This is a genomic window from Hymenobacter caeli, from assembly GCF_013294115.1.
GTDB classification, from domain to species: Bacteria; Bacteroidota; Bacteroidia; order Cytophagales; family Hymenobacteraceae; genus Hymenobacter; species Hymenobacter caeli.
In genome coordinates this window covers 99694-117573 of the sequence record NZ_JABSNP010000013.1, presented here as the reverse complement: position 1 = coordinate 117573, position 17880 = coordinate 99694, and the positions used below count along the sequence as shown (strand labels likewise).

The following is a 17880-nucleotide window of genomic DNA, read 5'->3' as shown; positions in this document are numbered from 1 at the left end:
CTCCGTTAAAAGAAGGGTCTTTTTCTGTGAATACGACACGAAGTTTACAGCGCCTTAACGCTGAAATTCACTGTCACGTCCGTGGTGGAGGTGCGGTTGATGGCCGTCACTTGCAGGGCCTCGTACTGGTCGAGGCCGCGCAGCTTCACCAAGATGACGTCGCCTACCACGATGTTGTCGAGGCTGGCAACCTGGGCCGTAGCGGCCGCGGCGGTATAAGCCTGGCGCACGCTGGTGAGGGTGGCCGCGGCGTACACGGCCGCGGTCGAGCGCACGTAGCGGGTCGCGTTCAGGGCCTTGAACTGCACGGCGTTGCCGGCCGTGCTGCTGATGGTGAGGTCCTTGGCCGTGGCGGCTCCGGCGGCGGCCACGGCCGCGAAGGTCGTCAGGTCGTAGGCGGCCAGGTCGCCGCCGGTGGTGCCGGCGTAGGCCAGGGCCCCGGTGCGTACCGTGGCGCTAAAGGCGGTGGGGGCCCCTACCGCCACGCCGGTGGCGGCCGTGGCCGAGGTGCGCCGCGCCGGGGCCCGCACCGTGGCCTCGAAACGGAACGTCACCGACTGCCCGGCGCTGCCGGCGGGCAGGGGCTCGTCCACGTTCAGGGTGGTGGCGGCCCCGGTGGCGGCGAGCTTGCGGCGGTCGATGCGGCGCTCGGCGGCGGGGCCCACCTTGGCGTACACGTTCAAGCTGTCGAGGTCCTTGTACAAGGTGCCGGCGGCGGTGAACAGCGCGGCCGAGGTGATGCCGCCCGCGTTCAGCGTGAGGTTGTAGCGCACCACGTCGCCGGGGGCGGTGCCGGTGGAAGCGGTGCCGAGCGTCACGTTGGTGGGGCCCGAGTTGATAGCCACGGTGGGCGTGGCTTCGGCCAGGCGGAAGGTCAGGCTGAGGTACTTGCTTTGGCCGTTTTGGGCGTCCACCCGAGCGTCCACGCGCACGTTGGCCTTGTTGGCCCCGGCGGGCACCGTGTAGTTCACCACCAGCGTATCGCCGTTCTTGCGCTTCGAGAAGGCCGGCGCGTAGGGGATAGTCTGCACGACGGTGGAGTCGCGGCCGGGCTCAATTTTTTGCAGAATTACAAGCTGCTTGACGGGCGAGGTTTGCTGGGCGAACAGGATTTCAATCGGGATGACTTCACCGGTGGTCAGCTTGACGCTGGTGCCCGTGCCGGAGCCAAACGTGGCCGTACCCGTCACGCTGCGCACCGTCGGCAGCTGCCCGCCCACCTCGGTGTAGTAGGTATCGAGTGCTTTTTTGCAGCCGCTGGCCAGGCCGGCCAGGGCCAGCGCCGCGCCCAACAGCTGGAGGGAAGTGGTTTTCATGGGAAGAAAAAGCTAAGTCCGTGGGGGCCCTATTTGGAATCGAACCACATCGGGCGGGTGATGTAGTCGGGGTCGTTGCCGCCGATGCGGTTGATTTCGGTGGGGTTGTAGAGCACTTCCGTGGCCCCCGGCAGCAGGCGGCGCGGGTAGCGCAGGGTGGGGTCGGCTTTGGTGGCCAGCACGGAGTTGGCGTTGGTGGGGTAGGTGAAGTTGACGTAGAGGGCCGGGTCGAAATCGAGCCGGCGCAGGTCCGACCACGAGTCCGGGTTCAGGAACATGGCGATGTACTTCTGCTCCACGATGGGGCGCAGCGAGGTGAGGTCGGCCTCCGTTTGGGGCACGGCGGCGCTGGCCAGGTAGGCGGCAATCTGGGCGTCGGTGATGGCCGGCAGCGTCACGGCCGGCGGCGAGAAGCTGCCCCCGGCGCTCACCTTTTTGATGTGGGCCCGGATGCCTTCGCGCAGCGCGGCCAGGGCCCGGGTTTTGTTACCGGCCCGGTAGGCGGCCTCGGCCTCGATGAACTTCAGCTCGTGGTAGGTAATCACCTCGAAGTAGCCCGGCACGTCGCGGGCGTACCAGCCGCCGTAGAAATCGGTGGTGTTGGTGGTGCCCGGCGTCAGGTTGGCGGTGGTGGGCGTGCCCACGCCGGGGTTGGCCCCCACGCTGGTGGTGGGCATCAGCACCCCGAAGCGCGGGTCCGCCACGCCCGGAAACGTGGTGCCGTTGAGGTACTTCACGATGTTGGCCGAGAACGTGGCCGTGCCGAAGTTGGCCCGCGTGACGCCGAAGATGTTGGTGGTGCCCACAATCGGCGACACCGCCGTTTGGTACTGAAGCTGGGCGTCGTCGGTGCTGGCTTTGAAGGCTTTGTCGCACAGGGCCAGCACGGCGGCGGGGTCGTAGCTGGCCTTTTTGGTGAGGTGCTGGGCCTCGCGGGCCTTCAGGGCGTAGGCCAGGCGCACCCACTTGGCGGGGTCGCCCTTGTAGAGGATGTCGCCGCTTTCGCTGGGCGAGAGGCTGTAGAGGGGGCGGAAGTTCTGGCCCGGGTCCTTGCTCATCTGCACGATGCCGTCGTCGAGCAGCTTGTTCACGCTGGCGTACACGTCCTGCTGGGCGTCGTACTTGGGCGTGTAGTTGTTGCCGCCCTGGTAGGCCTCGGTGAAGGGCACGTCGCCGAGCATGTCCGTCACGTGGGCCAGAATCAGGGCCTGCATAATTTCGCCGGCCCCCACGTAGTAGGGCGAGCCCTCGGCCAGCGCCGCCGCTTCCATGCCCGGAATGTTGCCGCCCGACTGGAAGTACGAGTAGTTGAACGTGTTGGTGCTCTGGGCGTTGGTCAGGAAGTACCCGTCGATGGCCGTGCCGGCCGCCCGGCCCACCACGTACTGCGTGATGTAGGGCGTGCGCAGGGCCGTGAACATCTGCGTCTGGATGCCGTTGGAAATGACGCCCGGCAGAATGAAGTTTGGCGTGGACGTGGTGGGGTTGTTGGGGTTGTTGTTCACGTCGAGGTACTTCTCGCACCCGCCGAGGGCCCCCGCCCCCAGCAGCAAGCCCAGGCTTAGTAGGTAGTTTTTCATAGTTGATAAGTAAGTTGTTAGATGACTGAGGGGTTGTCGTTCGGCAAGCGCCTCACCCCCTAGCCCCCTCTCCGTGGGAGAGGGGGGACTAGTTTTTAGTTTAAGCTTCTAGACTAAAAGCTAGAGCTATTTCCCCCTCTCCCACGGAGAGGGGGCTAGGGGGTGAGGCGCTCCTGGAACGGACGCCCTCAAAACGTCACGCGCACGGCCATGTCCACGCCGCGGGTGGCGGGCACGTTGCCGTAGTCGATGCCGCCCGAGCCGCCGCCGCGCACGCCGGCCCCGGAGGCCGCCGTTTCGGGGTCGGCCCCGGTGTAGTGGGTCAGCAGCACCAGGTTGCGGCCGGTCACGCTCAGGTCCACGCCTTTCAGAAACGACGAGGCCCCGCCCAGCCAGCGGGTGGGCAGGGCGTACCCCAGGGCCACGTAGCGCAGGCGGGCCCAGGAGCCGTCCTCCACGAAGGCCGTGCCCACGCGGTCCAGCACGTTCTGGTAGTAGCTCTGGGTCAGCTCCACCGCTTTGGTGTTGGGGGCGTAGGTGCCGTCGGCGTTGCGCACCACGCCGCCGAACACGGCCTGCTTGTAGCGCTCGGCGGTGCGGGCCGAGGTGCCCACGTTGGTCTGGTACCAGTCGTTGCCGTTCACCACCACGCCGCCCACCCGGAAGTCGAGCAGGCCGGTCAGGCTCAGGCCCTTGTAGGTGAAGGTGTTGGTGAGCTGGGTGGTGAAGCGCGGGGCCCGGTTGCCGGCGTAGACGAAGGCCGTGCCGGCCGTGGGGTAGCCGGTGGCATCCACGATAATCTGGCCGTTGTACGGGCTGCTGGGGTCGTTCACGCGGTTGAAATCGGTGGCCGCCAGGCCCGAAATGGCTTTGCCCGGGAAGGCCCCGCCCTCGTGCACGTCGGTGATGAACGTGTCGGACTGGTACACCACGGTGAGCGGCGACGGCAGGCTTTCCACGTTGTTGGTGTTGTGGTAGAAGTTGGCCAGCACGTCCCAGCTGAAGCCGTTGGCGTTGCGCACGGGCGAGCCGGTGAGGCTGATTTCCACGCCTTTATTGGTCACCACCCCGCCGTTGATGTACTGGAGGATGAAGCCCGTGGCCTGGCTCACGCGGGGCGCGATGAGTTGGTCGACGGTGCGCGAGTAGTAGTAGTTGACGTCCAGGCCCAGGCGGTTTTTGAAAAACTGCACGTTGGCCCCGTACTCGTAGGTGCGGGTGCGCTCGGGCTTGAGCAAGGGGTTCGAGCCGTAGAAATCGTTGCGGAAGCCGCCGCCGATGTACGTGTTCTGCGTCAGGCTCGACAGCACCCGGTAGGGCCCCGTGTCGCGGCCCACCTCGGCCACCGACGCCCGGATTTTGCCGTAGTTCAGCACGTCGTTCTGCTCCAGGCCCAGAATTTTGGTGAACTCGTAGCCCAGGCCGGCCGAGCCGTAGAGGAAGCCCTTGCCGAAGATTTTGCCCTCGTCGGGCCGCGGCAGCGTGGACGACTGGTCGTAGCGGGCCTGCAATTCGAGGAACAGCTGGTCGTAAATCGAGGTGCTTAGGCGGGCGAAGTTGCCGATGAGGTGGCGCTTCGAGTCGCGTTGCAGGGCCCCGCGGTTCACGGTGTTGTTGAGGCCGGTGAAGTCGGGGTTCTGGAAAATCAGGCCGATGTAGTCCACGGCCTGGTCCTTGTTCTCCTCAATCGTGTTGCCCACAATCAGCGAGCCGCCGAAATGCTCGCCGAAATTGTGGGTGAACGTGGCCAGCGTGGTGGCCGTAATCAGCCGGAACTGGTCCACGGTTTGGGCAATGCCGCCGTTCTGGTTGCCCACCTGCGAGGTGCCCACCGCCCGGATGGAAGTGGAGGTGGTGGTGTAGAAATCGGTGCCAATATTGTGGCTCAGCGTGAGCCACTTGGTGGGCGCAAAGCTGAGCTGCACGTTGCCGATGAAGCGGTTGGTGCCCTCGCTCTGGGGGTTTTTGGCCACCGTCCAGTACGGGTTGTCGGCGTCGGTGCCGTTGCCCAGGGCCAGCAGGCGGCGGCGGCTGCCGTCGGGGTTGAGGTAGTTGCGGGCGTCGTCGCCGCGCGGCCAGTTCAGCAGGCTCAGCAAAAAGCCGCCCGACGACCCAAACAGCCCGGGGCCCTGCAAGGGCCGCACGCTGCCCGTGTTCAGGTACTGGGCCGAGCCCGTGACGCTGAGCTTGGGCGAAATCGTGGCCGAGCCCGAGAGGCGCACCGTCGTTTTGTCGTAGGAGCTTTGGGGCACCACGCCGTTCTGGTGCAGGTTGGAAGCCGAGGCGAAGAACGAAGCCTTGTCCGAGCCGCCCGACATGGTGAGGAAGTTCTGGAAGGTGGTGCTCTTCTGGAAGAAGTTGCCCACGTTGTCGTACACCGGCTGGCCCGCCGCGAACCGGGGCCCCCACGACTGCCGCGTGGTGCCGTCGAAGATGCCGCTCGCGCCTTGCCCGTACTCGCTTTGGGTGGCGGGCAGGCGGTTCACCTGGTCCACCGACACCTGGCTGCGGTAGTTGAGGGTGGTGCGGCCGGCCGAGCCTTTTTTGGTCGTAATCACCACCGCGCCGTTGGCGGCCCGCAGGCCGTAGAGGGCGGCGGCGGCGGGGCCCTTCAGCACGGTCATGCTGGCGATGTCCTCGGGGTTGAGGTCGCCGGCGCGGTTGGAGGCCCCCACCGAGCGGCCCAGCAGCCCGTTGAAGGCCGAGCCCCCGCCGGGGGCCGTACTCTCCTGGAACGAGCTGTTGTCCATGATCATGCCGTCAATCACGAACAGCGGCTGGTTGTCGCCGTCGAGCGAGGTGCCGCCGCGGATGACGATGGAGGCCCCCTCGCCCGGCGAGCCGCCCGAGGAGGTGATGTTCACGCCGGCCACCTTGCCTTGCAGGGCGTTCACCACGTTGGTCTGGCGCGAGTCGATGAGGTCCTTGCCCTGCACTTCCTGCACGGCCGTCACCAGCGTGCGCTTGTCCTGCTTGATGTTGTAGGCCGTCACCACCACCTCGTCGAGGCCGCTGGCGTCGGCGTCCAGCGCCACGTCGAGGGTGGCCCCGGCGGCCGGCCGCTCCACCGACTTATACCCGATGAAGCTGAACACCAGCGTGGCCCCCTCGGGCACGTTGGGCAGTGCATAGCGGCCGTCGGCGTTGGTGGCGGTGCCCACGTTGGTGCCCTTCACGAGCACGTTGACGCCCGGAATGGGCAGGCGGTCCACGGTGCCCACCACGGTGCCCGCCACGGCGCGGGCGGCGGGGGCCGTGGTTTGGGCCCGGCCCGCCGGGGCCAAGGCCCCTTCGGCGGCCAGCAGGAAACCCAGCAAGTAAAGTTTTTTCATAGGTGATTTTTCAGGTTAGGAAACGGTGCAGCGTTCAAAAAACGGCCCCGGGGCCGGGTACCGCCAGGGGCCAACCCAGGCAAAAGCGGTGCGGGCCCCGGCAGCGGCGGCCATTTTATTTCAACAGAAAATGCAAGATTGCAAAACAATCGGATAATGCACGTTTGATGAAATAAAATTATTCAAATATGCTTTTGAATTACCCGGGGGTTCAGGGCGTAGCGGGCGGCTTCCGGGCGGCGCGGGGCCCCGGAAACCCGCCTTAAATTGCCCCTGCTCACCCTCCCCCGTTTTTGCCCATGCGCGCCACCACCCAAGCCGCCCTGGCCACCACCGGGGCCCTGCCCCTGGCCGAGGCCTCGCAGCCCGGCCGCCTGCTCAGCCTCGACGTGTTCCGGGGCCTCACCGTGATGGCCATGATTCTGGTGAACAACCCCGGCGACTGGGGCCACATCTACCCGCCGCTGGAGCACGCCGAGTGGAACGGCTGCACGCCCACGGACCTCATTTTTCCGTTTTTCCTGTTCATCGTGGGCGTGAGCCTGGTGTACGCCCTCGACGGCCCCAAGCGCCGCGGCGCGCCCCGGGGGCCCCTGCTGGCGCGGGTGGCGCGGCGGGCGGCGCTGCTCTTCGGGCTCGGCCTGCTCACGTCGCTCTACCCGCATTTCGACTTCTCGACGGTGCGGATTATGGGCGTGTTGCAGCGCATCGGGCTGGTGTTTTTCGGGTGCAGCGTTATCTTCCTGACGACCAGCTGGCGCACCCAATTGCTCGTTCTGGGGGCCCTGCTGGTGGGCTACGCCGGGCTGCTGCAAGCGGTGCCGGTGCCCGGCTTCGGGGCCGCCAACCTGGCCCCCGCCACCAACCTGGGGGCCTGGCTCGACCGCCTCGTCCTTACCGAGCCCCACCTCTGGAAAACCTCCCGCACCTGGGACCCCGAGGGCCTGCTCGGCACGCTGTCCGCGCTGGGCACCGGCCTGCTGGGCGGCCTGGCGGCCCAGTGGCTGCGCCGGCCCGCCCCCGAGCCGGCCGCCAAAGTGGCCTGGCTGTTCGTGGCGGCGGGCGCGGCCATCGTGCTGGGCCTCATCTGGAACGGCTGGTTTCCCATCAACAAAGCCTTGTGGACCAGCTCCTACGTGCTGTATGCCGGGGGCCTGGCCGGGGCCGCGCTGGCGGCCCTGTACTGGCTGTGCGACGTGCAGGGCTACCGCCGCTACGCCGGCCCGGCCCTGGACTACGGCGTGAACGCCATCACCGTGTTTTTCCTGTCGGCCATCCTCTCGCGCACCTTCGGGCTGTTCAAGCTGCTGGGCCCCCAAGGCGACGCGGCGGGCCTGAAGGAATGGCTCTACGAGTGGGGCATCGCGCCGTGGTTTGCCGACCCGCGCAACGCCTCGCTGGCCGGGGCCCTGGTGCTGCTGCTCATCTGGTGGGGCATCCTGCACTGGATGCGCCGCAAAAGCGTGGTGGTGAAGGTGTGAGGGGGACTGCCGCCCGGCCCGGAGTTACGGCGGGGGCTTTATTTGCATTATCCCTCCTCCTTCCTTTCCGCCATGACCAAGTTTCTACTGTTACTCTGCGCCGCGGGCCTGGCCGGCGCGGCCGCCCACGCTCAGCCCGCCACGACGACGCCCCCCGCTGCCACCGCGCCCGCACCGCTCCCTGAAGCCCAGCGCCAGGCGGCGCTCGACTTTTTGGCCGCTATTCAAATAAAGCAGCAGATGGAGCGGCAAATTGAAAAGATTGTTGAGGCACAAGCTGCAGCCCAAGTGCAGTTGGCGGGTAACCCACCGGAAGCCAAAGCTGCTCAAGTCGCAGCAATGGAACAAATGCGCAGTTTCTACCAAAAAGCCATGAGCTGGGAAGTGGTGCGGGAAGACCTAGTGCAGGCGTATGGCACCACATTTACAACCACTGAGTTGAAGGACCTAACGGCCTTTTATCGCTCCGACTTGGGGCAAGTGTACCTGCGCAAACAGCCGGAAGCAGGAAAATTGGTAGCAGCCGCTACCCAGCGCCGCACCCTGGCCCTGATGCCGGAAATGCAACGCATAATGCAGGCCCAGCAGAAGTGGAACGACATCCAAAAGGCCACGCCCAAAATGCCGGGCCAATAGCTTTATTTCCATTAATTTACCTTTCTCAGCTTGAAAATCCTCATCATCGGCGGCGGCAACATGGGCCTCACCTATGCCCGCAGCTTCGTGCGCGCCCACATCACCTCGCGGCTCGACTTGCGGCTGCTGGCCCGCTCGCCCGCGCGGGTAGCGGCCCTGGCGGCCCACGAAATTGGCACGGTGTGGGGCACGCCCGAGGAATGCGTGCCGGGGGCCGGCATCATCATCCTGGCCGTGAAGCCCCAGGACTCGGGGGCCCTGTTTGCGCGGCTGGCCGGGTTGGTGCGGCCCGAGCAGGTGGTGCTCAGCATCATGGCCGGCGTGACGGTGGCCACGCTGCGCCAAGCGCTGGGCACGCCCAAAATCATCCGGGCCATGCCCAACCTGCCCGCCCAAATCGGGATGGGCATGACGGCCTTCACCAGCACCGACGAGGTGAGCCGCGCCGAGCTGGTGCAGGTGCAGAACCTGCTCAGCACCACCGGCAAAACCATTTACGTGGAGAACGAAGCGGCCATCGACGCCAGCACGGCCATCTCGGGCAGCGGCCCGGCCTACGTGTACTACTGCATGGACGCGCTGATGGCCGCCGCCGCCCAAATGGGCTTCGCCCCCGCCGAAGCCGAGCTGCTGGTGAGCCAGACCTTCCGGGGGGCCGTGGAGCTGTACTCGCAAGCCGGCCTGAGCTGCGCCGACTGGATTGCCAAGGTCTCCTCCAAGGGCGGCACCACCGAGGCGGCCATGCGGGCCTTTGGGGCCGGCCAGGTGCGCGAGGGCCTGATGGCCGGGGCCGGCGCGGCCCGCGACCGGGCCGAGGAACTGGGCCGATAAAGGGGCGAACGGCCGCTTCGCCCGCTAAAACCTAATTTTTAGTATTTTAGCCGTCCCTTCTTCCCACATCGCCTTCGCTTCACTTTTCCACATCTACCCGTCTACCGCCATGCGTTTTACGTGTTTATTTCTGCTCGCGACGGCGGGCTACTCAACGGCCCGCGCCCAGCAAGTAGGCCGGGGGGGCACCGCGCCCACCAACCTGGAGTACGTCAGCCAGCAATTGGAAAAGGGCAAAGGCAACGCAGCCCTGGCCGGCGTGCAGGGCACGCCCCTGCTGGCTTCGTACTGGACCCAAGGCCGGGTGCTGACCGCCAACGGCCCGGTGGCGCACGTCTGGCTGAAGTACAACCTAGCCAATGAGCAGCTGCTGTGGCGCCGCCCCGCCGGCGACTCGCTGGAATTGAACACCGCCCAAATCACCGAGTTCACGCTCGGCGACTCGCTGCGCGGCAGCCGGGCCACGTTTCGGCGCTACCTGGCGGCCCGCATCGAAGCGCTGGCCCTGCGCACCACCTTTTTTGAGGTACGCTACGACGCCGGGCACTCGGCGCTGCTGCGCCAGCGGGCCAAAACCGTGGTGCACGCCACCAGCAGCGGCCCGTCGCTGACGGAGGGCCGCCCGCCGTCCTGGCAGGAATCGACACAGTACTTTGTGAAGCGCGCCGACAACGTGGTGCTACCGGTGCGCCTCAACGAAAAGTCGCTGCTGGAGGCCCTGGGGCCCGCCCAGGCCCCGGCCCTCACGGCCTACGCCAAGCACGAGCATTTGGCCCTCAAGCAAGAAGGCGACGTGGCCCGGCTGCTGGCTTACTACGACACGCTATAAGCGGCCGAAGCACGTATAGCCTGCATTGTCACGACCAGCTGCTGGGCGTAGCCCTGCACCCACTTGCTGCCGAAGCACGTATAGCCTGCGTTGTTACCCCTCAATTTCCTTCGTATGCGGCTCTTTCTCGCACTACTGGTTGCCTTCGCCGGCCAAATGGCCCGGGGCCAAAACATAACGGACGCTAAAGACGGCATCAGGGGCGTGGCCGACTCCAGGCAGCACGAAAGTCTTGTACAGCAGCAGAACCCGGCCCCGAACAACGGCCAGTACGCCGCGCCCCCGCGGGCCAACGCGCTGCCGGCCGGCCCCGCCACTGGCGGCACCTACCTGTTCCCGTACTGGACGCAGGGGGTGCTGCGCTCGTACGCGGGCCCTGCCCGGCGGGCCTGGCTGAAGTACAACGTCATAGACCGCCAGCTCGTGGCCCGTACGGCGGCCGGCGGCGTGGCCGTCGTGAACACCGACAACCTGCGCGAGTTCTCGGTGGGCGACTCGGCCCAGGGCCTGCGCCTGACCTACCGCCGCTACCGCGACGCGCGCGTGCCCCAGCCAAAGCTGCGGACGGCTTTTTTTGAGGTGCACTACGACGCCGGCAAAACCGCCTTGCTGTGCCAGCGCACGGCGTTCCCGAACCGGGAGAGCGTTTTGCAGTACTTCCTGAAAACGTCCGACCACCTGCTTACCCCGGTCAAGCTGGCTCCCCGGCCCCTGCTGGCCGCCTTGGGCCCCGCGCACGCCGATGCCCTGGCCGCCTACACCGAACAGCAGCGGCTGAACCTGGGCCGGGAATCTGACGTGGCCCGGCTGCTGGCCTACGACGACGCGCTGTAGCCGGACGAGGTAGAAATATTGGGGAACGCAACCCGATTTAAAAATCCGGCGGTAGCCTAAAACGGGGTGGTCCGGCGACTTTTTCGGTTGTCGGGCCACTCTGACAGTACCCCGAAGCCGCTGTTCAATCGTCGGAGTGGCCCGACGAAACCCTTCGGGCAATTCGCCGGACCACCCGGTTTTAGACCACCGCCAAAAACCCGTAGGGCCCGGCACCGGGTCTCACCCAGCCGAATGCTCTTTTCAGGACTAAAGCGTCTGAATTTCCGCGTCCGACAAGCCCGTAATCTCGCTAATCGCCGCTGCGTCAAAGCCGCGGGCTTTCATCCGGCGGGCCTGCTCCAGCAGGCCTTCCCTTTTGCCCCGCGCCAGGCCCTCAGCTAATCCCTCGGCCTTGCCTTGGGCCTGTCCCTCGCGGATGGCCGCGGCCAGCAGGGTGCGCTCGGAGCTGATGGAATCCCAGTACCGGTCGTAGCCGGCCAGCTCGTCGCGGGTAAAGGCCGATTCGCGGAGGTACTCGACGGCTTCTTCCAGCTCGGGCTGGGCGAGCAGCTCGGGCGGGATTTGCTCGGTCTGGTCGCGAATCTCGGTGAGGTAGCGCATCCACAGCACCTGCATGCGCTTGGCCAGCAAATTATCGGGCCGAAACTTGGGCAGCTCCACGAAGATTAGCTCCAGGCCTTCGAGGCGGCGCTCGGGCTCGGTGCTGTGCACGAAACGGTAGTGGTGGTAGAACTCGGACGAGGCGGGCTCAAAAATCTGGTCCACCAGGCTGAGGGCGTACACGGGCTGCAACCCCTCGTACTGCCGGCCCCGGCCCAGCTGGCTCACGTAGGCCTTGGAAGCGTTGAAGAGCACCCGCGACTTGAACGAGTCGGTCCACAGCATCTGCATCTCCACGATGAACTGCCGGCCGTGGTTGTCGCGGCAGCGCACGTCCACGATGGTGTGCTTGAAGAGCGGCACCACCGGCACCAGCTCGGCCGGCAGGTACTCTAGCGACTCGATGACCTGCCCCTCGTCCAGGGGCAGCAGCGCGTTGAGGAAGCTCCGCAGCAGGTGCGGGTGCTGGCCAAACACCTTCTTGAAGGTCAGGTCGTTCTTGGGGTCGAGGTAGCGCATGGGCGGGCGGGCCATGAGCGCCCGCCCGGCGAAGGTACGGCCCCGGCCAACGGCCCCCGCCCCCTCTCCTACGCCACGGCGTAGCCCGCGAAATCCTTGCGCAGCTGCGTTTTGAGGAGCTTGCCGGTGGCCGTGTGGGGCAGCTGGTCCACGAACTCCACGGCGTCGGGCTCGCAGAAGCGGGCCACTTTGCCTTTGAAGAACGCCAGCAGCTCCTTGGCCGACACGTCGAGGCCCGGGCGGCGCACCACGATGAGCAGCGGCCGCTCGGCCCAGCGGGCGCTGGGCACGCCGATGACGGCGGCCTCGGCCACGGCGGGGTGCGAAATGGCCAGGTTTTCGAGGTCGATGCTGGAAATCCACTCGCCGCCCGACTTGATGACGTCCTTCGAGCGGTCGGTGATTTGCATGTAGCCGTCGGGGTCGATGGTGGCCACGTCGCCGGTGCGGAACCAGCCGTCGGCCGTCAGCTCGCCGGGCGTGCCGCTGCCGAAGTAGTCGCGCACCACCCAGGGCCCCCGCACCAGCAAGTCGCCGAAGGCCATGCCGTTGTGGGGCAGGGCGATGCCTTCGTCGTCCACAATTTTCATGTCCACCCCGTACACCACGCGGCCCTGCTTGGCGCGGATGGGCAGGCTTTCGGCGGCGCTCAGGCCCTTGTGCTTAGCCGTGAGGCGGGCCCCGGTGCCCAGGGGGCTGGTTTCGGTCATGCCCCAGGCGTGGGTGATGGTCACGTGCAGCTCGTCCTCGAAGGCCGTCATCAGGGCCGGCGGGCAGGAGCTGCCGCCCACCACCGTGCGCCGCAGGGTGGAAAACTGCCGGTGGCCCTCGCGCATGAATTGCAGCAGCGCCAGCCAAATGGTGGGCACCCCGGCCGAGAACGTCACGCCCTCGCTCTCAAAGAGTTCGTAGAGGCTGGCGCTGTCCATGCCCGCGCCGGGCAGCACCAGCTTGGCCCCCACGATGGGCGCCGCGTAGGGCAGGCCCCAGGCGTTGACGTGGAACATGGGCACCACGGGCATGATGACGTCGAGGGCCGCGCAGCCGAGCGAATCGGGCAGGCAGGCCGCCAGCGCGTGCAGCACCGTGGAGCGGTGCGAGTAGAGCACGCCCTTGGGCTGGTCGGTGGTGCCGGAGGTGTAGCAGAGCGAGCAGGCCGTGTTTTCGTCGAACAGCGGCCACGCGTAGTCGGCCCGCTCGGCGCTGAGCAGGTCTTCGTAGCTGCACAGGCCGGGCAGGGCCGACTGGGCGGGCAGGTGCTCGGGGCCCGCCAGCAGCACCCATTTCTCCACCTGGGGGCAGATGGGGGCCAGGCGCTCCACGAGGGGCAGAAAGGTGAGGTCGAAGAACAGGAGCCGGTCCTCGGCGTGGTTGAGGATGTACACCAGCTGCTCGGGAAACAGGCGCGGGTTGACGGTGTGGCACACCGCCCCGATGCCGGCCACGCCGTAGTACAGCTCGAAGTGGCGGTGGGTGTTCCAGGCCAGGGTGCCCACCCGGTCGCCGGGGGCCACGCCCAGGCGCAACAGGGCCTTGGCCAGCTGCTTGGCGCGGCGGTGGGCGGCGGCGTAGGTGTAGCGGTGAATGCCGCCCTCGGGCAGGCGCGCCACGATTTCGGTGTCGGCGTGCCATTTGGCGGCGTGTTCGAGTATGCCGGCCACGCGCAGCGGCTCGGCCATCATCAGTCCTAACATAAGCGGGCGGGGTGGGAATGACACCAGGCCCGTAAGGTAGCAAAAGGCGGGCGTTTCGGCCCAAAACCAGCCCGGCGGCTCAACCTTGGCCAGGCTTCACCGTTGAACCCAACGCCCACGCTTTGCGTAGCGGCCGCTATGCCCACCGCTATCAATGAATACAACCTACCAATCGGCTGATTTTCTGGATATTATCTACCAAAGCCACCACAATATCCTGCTGGGCCGCTGGCTCCGGCCCGTCACGGAAGCGGAGGCCCGCCGCGGCTACGACGACCTGCTGGCCGCCGCCCAGCCGCACCGGGCCCGCTACTGGCTGCTCGACATCCGGCGGCGGCACCGCAGCGCCCCGGCCACGCTGGCCTGGCTGCTGGGCGAGTACTACGACCAGCTGGTGCACGCGCTGGGGCCCCCGGTGTGCCTGGTGTACTTCATGGCTCCCGGCCTGCGCGAGGAGTTTATGCAGGACGGCGTGGTGCCCGAGCCGGCCTCCTACGCCGGCCAGCCGTTCCGCATGAACCAGGTGATTACCGAAACCGACGCCGTGGCCTGGCTGCTGGGCGAGCAGAAAATCAGGTAGCGCCGGGGCGCTGGAAGCCGCGGCGTTACGCCAGTGGCAGCACTTGGCGCAGCAGGTAGCGCCGAATGAAAAAGCGTGCTGCCCACACCGTGGCCAAGCATAAGAGCGCAGCCGCCGGCAACGCCCGGTTGGCCGGCAACACCCAATGCACCAGCACGCCCAGCACCGCAAAAGTCCCCACGACGCAGGCATAGTACGTGCGCACCAAACGTTTCCAAGCGGCTTCCGATACGCTGGTGGCCACGCCGGCGGGCAGGCCCTGCGTCCAGCGGCGGAACAAGGCGCTGTCAGTGAGGGCCGGCGGGTTGGCCATCAGCGCGGCAGCAACCACCACGCCGGTTCCGACTATGGCCAAGGCGAAAGTGGACATTTCGTTGGGTGCGAGCACGAGCAGCTAGGCATCAAGGGGTAAACGACGACGTGAATATAGGGCCCTGGTGGCAAATCGATAGCCGTTAAACTACCTAACTGCAAACGGCCTGGCCCCACATTCTGGCCGGGGCCCCTACGGGTTCAGCACACTCTCGATGGCCGCCTGCATGATGCCCGTGCGCAAATTCAGCTCCGAAATCTTGTTGTTGCGGCGCGTCGGGTGCACCCGGTTCGACAAGAATACCACCACCAAATCATACTTGGGCTCGACGTAGAAGGCGGTGCCCGTGTAGCCGGTGTGGCCGTAGGCGGCCGGCGACGAGCCCGGGGCGAAGTTCAGGGCCGGGTTGGCGGCGGGGCGGTCGAAGGCCAGGCCGCGGCGGTTGTCGGGGCAAAACTGGCAGCGCGTCCACTCGGCCAGCAGTTGGGGGTCGAAAAGCTGCTGGCCGCCGTAGCGCCCGCCCCAGGCGTAGGTCTGCACGAGCTTGGCCACGTCGTTGGCGTCGCCAAACAGGCCGGCGTGGCCCGAGAAGCCGCCCAGCAGGGCCGCGCCTTCGTCGTGCACCGTGCCGTGCAGCAGCTGCCGGCGGAAGGCCGAATCGACCTCCGTGGGCACGAGGCGGGCCAGCGGGAAGCGCCGCGCCGGCCGGAAGCCCAGCGTGGTGGCCCCCAGCGGCCGGTACACTTCGCGCTGCAAGTAGTCCGCAAACGTCCGCCCCGTGCGGGCCCGCACCAGCTGCGGGTACAGCATAAACGAGAGGTCGGAATAGACGTAGCCCGGCTGGGCGTTGAGCGGCGAGGCCCCGATTTCCTGGTTGATGCGGGCCGGCAATTTGCGGCTCGCCCACAGGCCCCGGGCCACCAGCAGCGGAAACCGGGCCGACGAATCGGCGCGGAAGTAGCGGCGGCGCAGGGCCCCGCTCGGCTTCCGCAGCTCCTGCCAGAACGGGATGAACGCCTTGAGCCGGGCCTGGTGGGCCAGCACGTCGCGCATCTTCAAATCCGCCTTGTCAGTGCCGCGCAGAAAGGGAAAGTAGTTGCCCAACGTGCTGTCGGGGCTGAACTTACCCGCCTGCTCCAATTGGAGCAAGGCCGGCGTGGCGGCCAGTAATTTGGTGAGCGAGGCTAGGTCGTAGAGGTCGTCGTTGGCCACGGGGCGGGGCACGCGCAGGGCCCCCGTGGGGGCGGCGGTTTCCTGGGGGTGCCGGGCTTTTTTCAGGGGCCGGATGGGCGCGGTTTCGTCGTAGCCGGCGTAGGTCTGGTTGCCGTAGCTTTTGCGCAGCACCACGGTGCCGCGCCGTGCCACTACTACCTGGCAGCCGGGCACGGCCTGGGCCGCCAGGGCCCGGCCCACAAGGCTGTCGAGGCGGGCTTCGAGGCGGCCGTCGAGGCCCACGTCTTCGGGGTGGGCGTAGCGCAGGCGCAGGCCGCCGGCGGTGGTCAGGCCGAAGCCCCGCGGCAGGGCGTTGCTCACCGTGACGGGCAGCGTGCCCTGGGCCCCCACGCCGCCGAAGATGAGCTGGGCGGCCAGGCTCTGGGCGTCGGGGCTTTCCTGGTAGGCCAGCACCACGGCGGCGGCCCGGTCGAGGTCGCGCACCTTGGCCACGGCGTAAGCCGAGCCAAACACGCTGAGCACCAGCGTCTGGTGCTGGCCCACCAGCTCGCGCAGCAGCAGGTTATCCTCGGGCGTGATGCCGAAGTTGGTGGCCGGCAGGCGGCCCAGGCCTTGCAGGCTCACCAGCACCAGGTTGTAGGGTTTCAGGGCTTCGCGCAGGCGCGTCAGCTCATCGAGCGTGGGGGTGGCCGGGGCGTGGAAGTGGGCGGTGGGCACGTAGTCGGCCACCGCCCGCTGGAAGTCGGTAGTGTCGCGCGGGGCCCCGCCGAGCACCAGCGTGGCCACCCGCAGCGTGTCGAGGCGGCGCAGCGGCAGCAGGCTCCGCTGGTTGCGCAGCAGCGTGAGGCTCAGCTCGGTGAGGCGGTGGCTGAGGTAGCGGGCGTGGGGCGGGTTGAGGTCGGCGGCGAGGTTTTGCAGGTCCACGGGCCGGTAGTGGTTCAGCCCGGCCCACTGCTTGAGGGCCAGCACGCGGCGGCAGTGCTGGTCGATTTCCTTTTGCGAGATGCGGCCGCTGTCCACGGCCGCCCGCACCATGCGCAGGGCCAGCGGCACGTTTTTGCTGAACTCCAGCACGTCGTTGCCGGCTTGCAGGGCCCGCACGTCGGCCTCGCCGGCCGGGTACTTGCTGATGACGCCCTTCATGTTCATGGCATCCGTGAAAATCAAGCCCTTAAAGCCCAGCTGGCCCCGCAAAAAGCCCGTTATCACCGGCCGCGAGAGCGTGGTGGGCACCCCGGTGCTGTCCAGGGCTGGCACGTTGAGGTGGGCCACCATCATGCCCCCCAACCCGCTGGCGATGAGGCCCCGAAACGGCGGCAGCTCCAGCGAGTCGAGCCGGCGGCGGTCCACGCGCACCAGCGGCAGGGCCAGGTGCGAGTCGGTGTCCACGTCGCCGTGCCCGGGAAAGTGCTTGGCCACGGCCAGCAGGCCGGCGTCCTGCATGCCGCGCATGTATTCGCGGCTGGCGCGCGTCACGGCCGCCGGGTTTTCGCCCCAGCTGCGGAAGCCGATGACGGGGTTGGCGGCGTTGTTGTTCACGTCGACCACCGGGGCGAAGTTGACGTGCATGCCCAGCCGCCGAAACTGCCGGGCCACCTCGCGCCCCATGTCGTAGAACAGGGCCGTGTCGGCCCCGGCCACCGCGCCCAGGCTCATCTGGTACGGGAATTTCTCGATGCTGTCGAGCCGCATGCCCGCGCCCCACTCGCCGTCGAGGGCCACCAGCAGCGGCACCCGGGCCTGGCCCTGGTAGCGGTTCAGCAGCTTGGATTGCCGCACCGGCCCCCCCTGGAAAAAAATCAGCCCGCCCACCCCGTACTGCTGCACCAGGGCCGACACGGAGTCCTCGTCGATGCGCTGCCGGTTGGAGTACGCGGCCACCATGAACAGCTGCGCCGCCCGCTGGTCGGGCGTGAGCACCCGCATCAGCGAGTCGACCCAGGCCGAGTGCAGGTACTGCGTGAAGGCGGGCTGCTGAGAGTTAAGAGTTAAAATTTTTGAGTTAACAGCTGGCTTACGCTCCTTGTGAGCAGCTTTTAACTTATAACTTTTAACTTTTAACTGCGGCGAAGCGCGGCGCTGGGCCGGGGCCAGCAGCGGGGCCCCCAGCAGCACGAGCAGCAGCAGCCGCCGAAGAAATAAGGAATGCAAGGGCAAAG

General features: G+C 67.1%; 13 protein-coding genes. 6 read left to right on the top strand and 7 right to left on the bottom strand.

What is annotated here, in order from left to right:
- Positions 1–44: 44 nt before the first annotated feature.
- From HNP98_RS14275 to HNP98_RS14265, 3 genes are all read right to left on the bottom strand, one after another.
- Positions 45–1316: a hypothetical protein gene (locus HNP98_RS14275; protein ID WP_173810757.1), complete on the bottom strand. Its 1272-nt coding sequence runs from the start codon at positions 1314–1316 to the stop codon at positions 45–47.
- 29 nt (positions 1317–1345) lie between these two features.
- A complete protein-coding gene (locus HNP98_RS14270; protein ID WP_173810756.1) occupies positions 1346–2896 on the bottom strand; it encodes a SusD/RagB family nutrient-binding outer membrane lipoprotein in 1551 nt (516 codons plus the stop codon).
- A 188-nt stretch (positions 2897–3084) separates the two neighbouring features.
- Positions 3085–6228, bottom strand: coding sequence for a SusC/RagA family TonB-linked outer membrane protein (locus HNP98_RS14265; protein WP_173810755.1), 3144 nt, complete (start codon positions 6226–6228; stop codon positions 3085–3087).
- Between the two features lie 299 nt (positions 6229–6527).
- Here HNP98_RS14265 and HNP98_RS14260 point away from each other — a divergent pair, with 299 nt between their 5' ends.
- The 5 genes from HNP98_RS14260 (at position 6528) to HNP98_RS14240 (ending at position 10839) form a co-directional block, all read left to right on the top strand.
- On the top strand, positions 6528–7709 hold the full coding sequence (locus HNP98_RS14260) for an acyltransferase family protein (RefSeq protein WP_173810754.1): 1182 nt from the start codon (positions 6528–6530) through the stop codon (positions 7707–7709).
- 72 nt (positions 7710–7781) lie between these two features.
- A complete protein-coding gene (locus HNP98_RS14255) occupies positions 7782–8345 on the top strand; it encodes a DUF2059 domain-containing protein (RefSeq protein WP_173810753.1) in 564 nt (187 codons plus the stop codon).
- A gap of 30 nt (positions 8346–8375) precedes the next feature.
- Positions 8376–9176, top strand: a complete 801-nt coding sequence (gene proC, locus HNP98_RS14250; protein WP_173810752.1) for a pyrroline-5-carboxylate reductase — start codon at positions 8376–8378, stop codon at positions 9174–9176.
- Between the two features lie 109 nt (positions 9177–9285).
- Positions 9286–10005: a hypothetical protein gene (locus HNP98_RS14245; RefSeq protein ID WP_173810751.1), complete on the top strand. Its 720-nt coding sequence runs from the start codon at positions 9286–9288 to the stop codon at positions 10003–10005.
- Between the two features lie 114 nt (positions 10006–10119).
- Positions 10120–10839, top strand: a complete 720-nt coding sequence (locus HNP98_RS14240; RefSeq protein ID WP_173810750.1) for a hypothetical protein — start codon at positions 10120–10122, stop codon at positions 10837–10839.
- A gap of 249 nt (positions 10840–11088) precedes the next feature.
- On the opposite strand, the gene HNP98_RS14235 is transcribed toward HNP98_RS14240, so the two are convergent.
- A complete protein-coding gene (locus HNP98_RS14235; protein WP_217425779.1) occupies positions 11089–11976 on the bottom strand; it encodes an Rpn family recombination-promoting nuclease/putative transposase in 888 nt (295 codons plus the stop codon).
- A 53-nt stretch (positions 11977–12029) separates the two neighbouring features.
- Positions 12030–13655 carry a 3-(methylthio)propionyl-CoA ligase gene (locus HNP98_RS14230; RefSeq protein WP_217425778.1) on the bottom strand — a complete coding sequence of 542 codons (1626 nt, stop codon included), beginning with the start codon at positions 13653–13655 and terminating at the stop codon, positions 12030–12032.
- Between the two features lie 154 nt (positions 13656–13809).
- Between HNP98_RS14230 and HNP98_RS14225 the strand changes: the two genes are divergently transcribed.
- Positions 13810–14235 (top strand): hypothetical protein, encoded by a 426-nt coding sequence (locus HNP98_RS14225; protein ID WP_173810749.1) that lies wholly within the window; start codon positions 13810–13812, stop codon positions 14233–14235.
- 25 nt (positions 14236–14260) lie between these two features.
- Here the strand turns inward: HNP98_RS14225 and HNP98_RS14220 are convergent, their stop codons facing one another.
- Positions 14261–14590 carry a hypothetical protein gene (locus tag HNP98_RS14220; RefSeq protein ID WP_173810748.1) on the bottom strand — a complete coding sequence of 110 codons (330 nt, stop codon included), beginning with the start codon at positions 14588–14590 and terminating at the stop codon, positions 14261–14263.
- A 150-nt stretch (positions 14591–14740) separates the two neighbouring features.
- Positions 14741–17872 carry a glycoside hydrolase family 3 N-terminal domain-containing protein gene (locus HNP98_RS14215; RefSeq protein WP_173810747.1) on the bottom strand — a complete coding sequence of 1044 codons (3132 nt, stop codon included), beginning with the start codon at positions 17870–17872 and terminating at the stop codon, positions 14741–14743.
- Between the last annotated feature and the right edge of the window lie 8 nt (positions 17873–17880).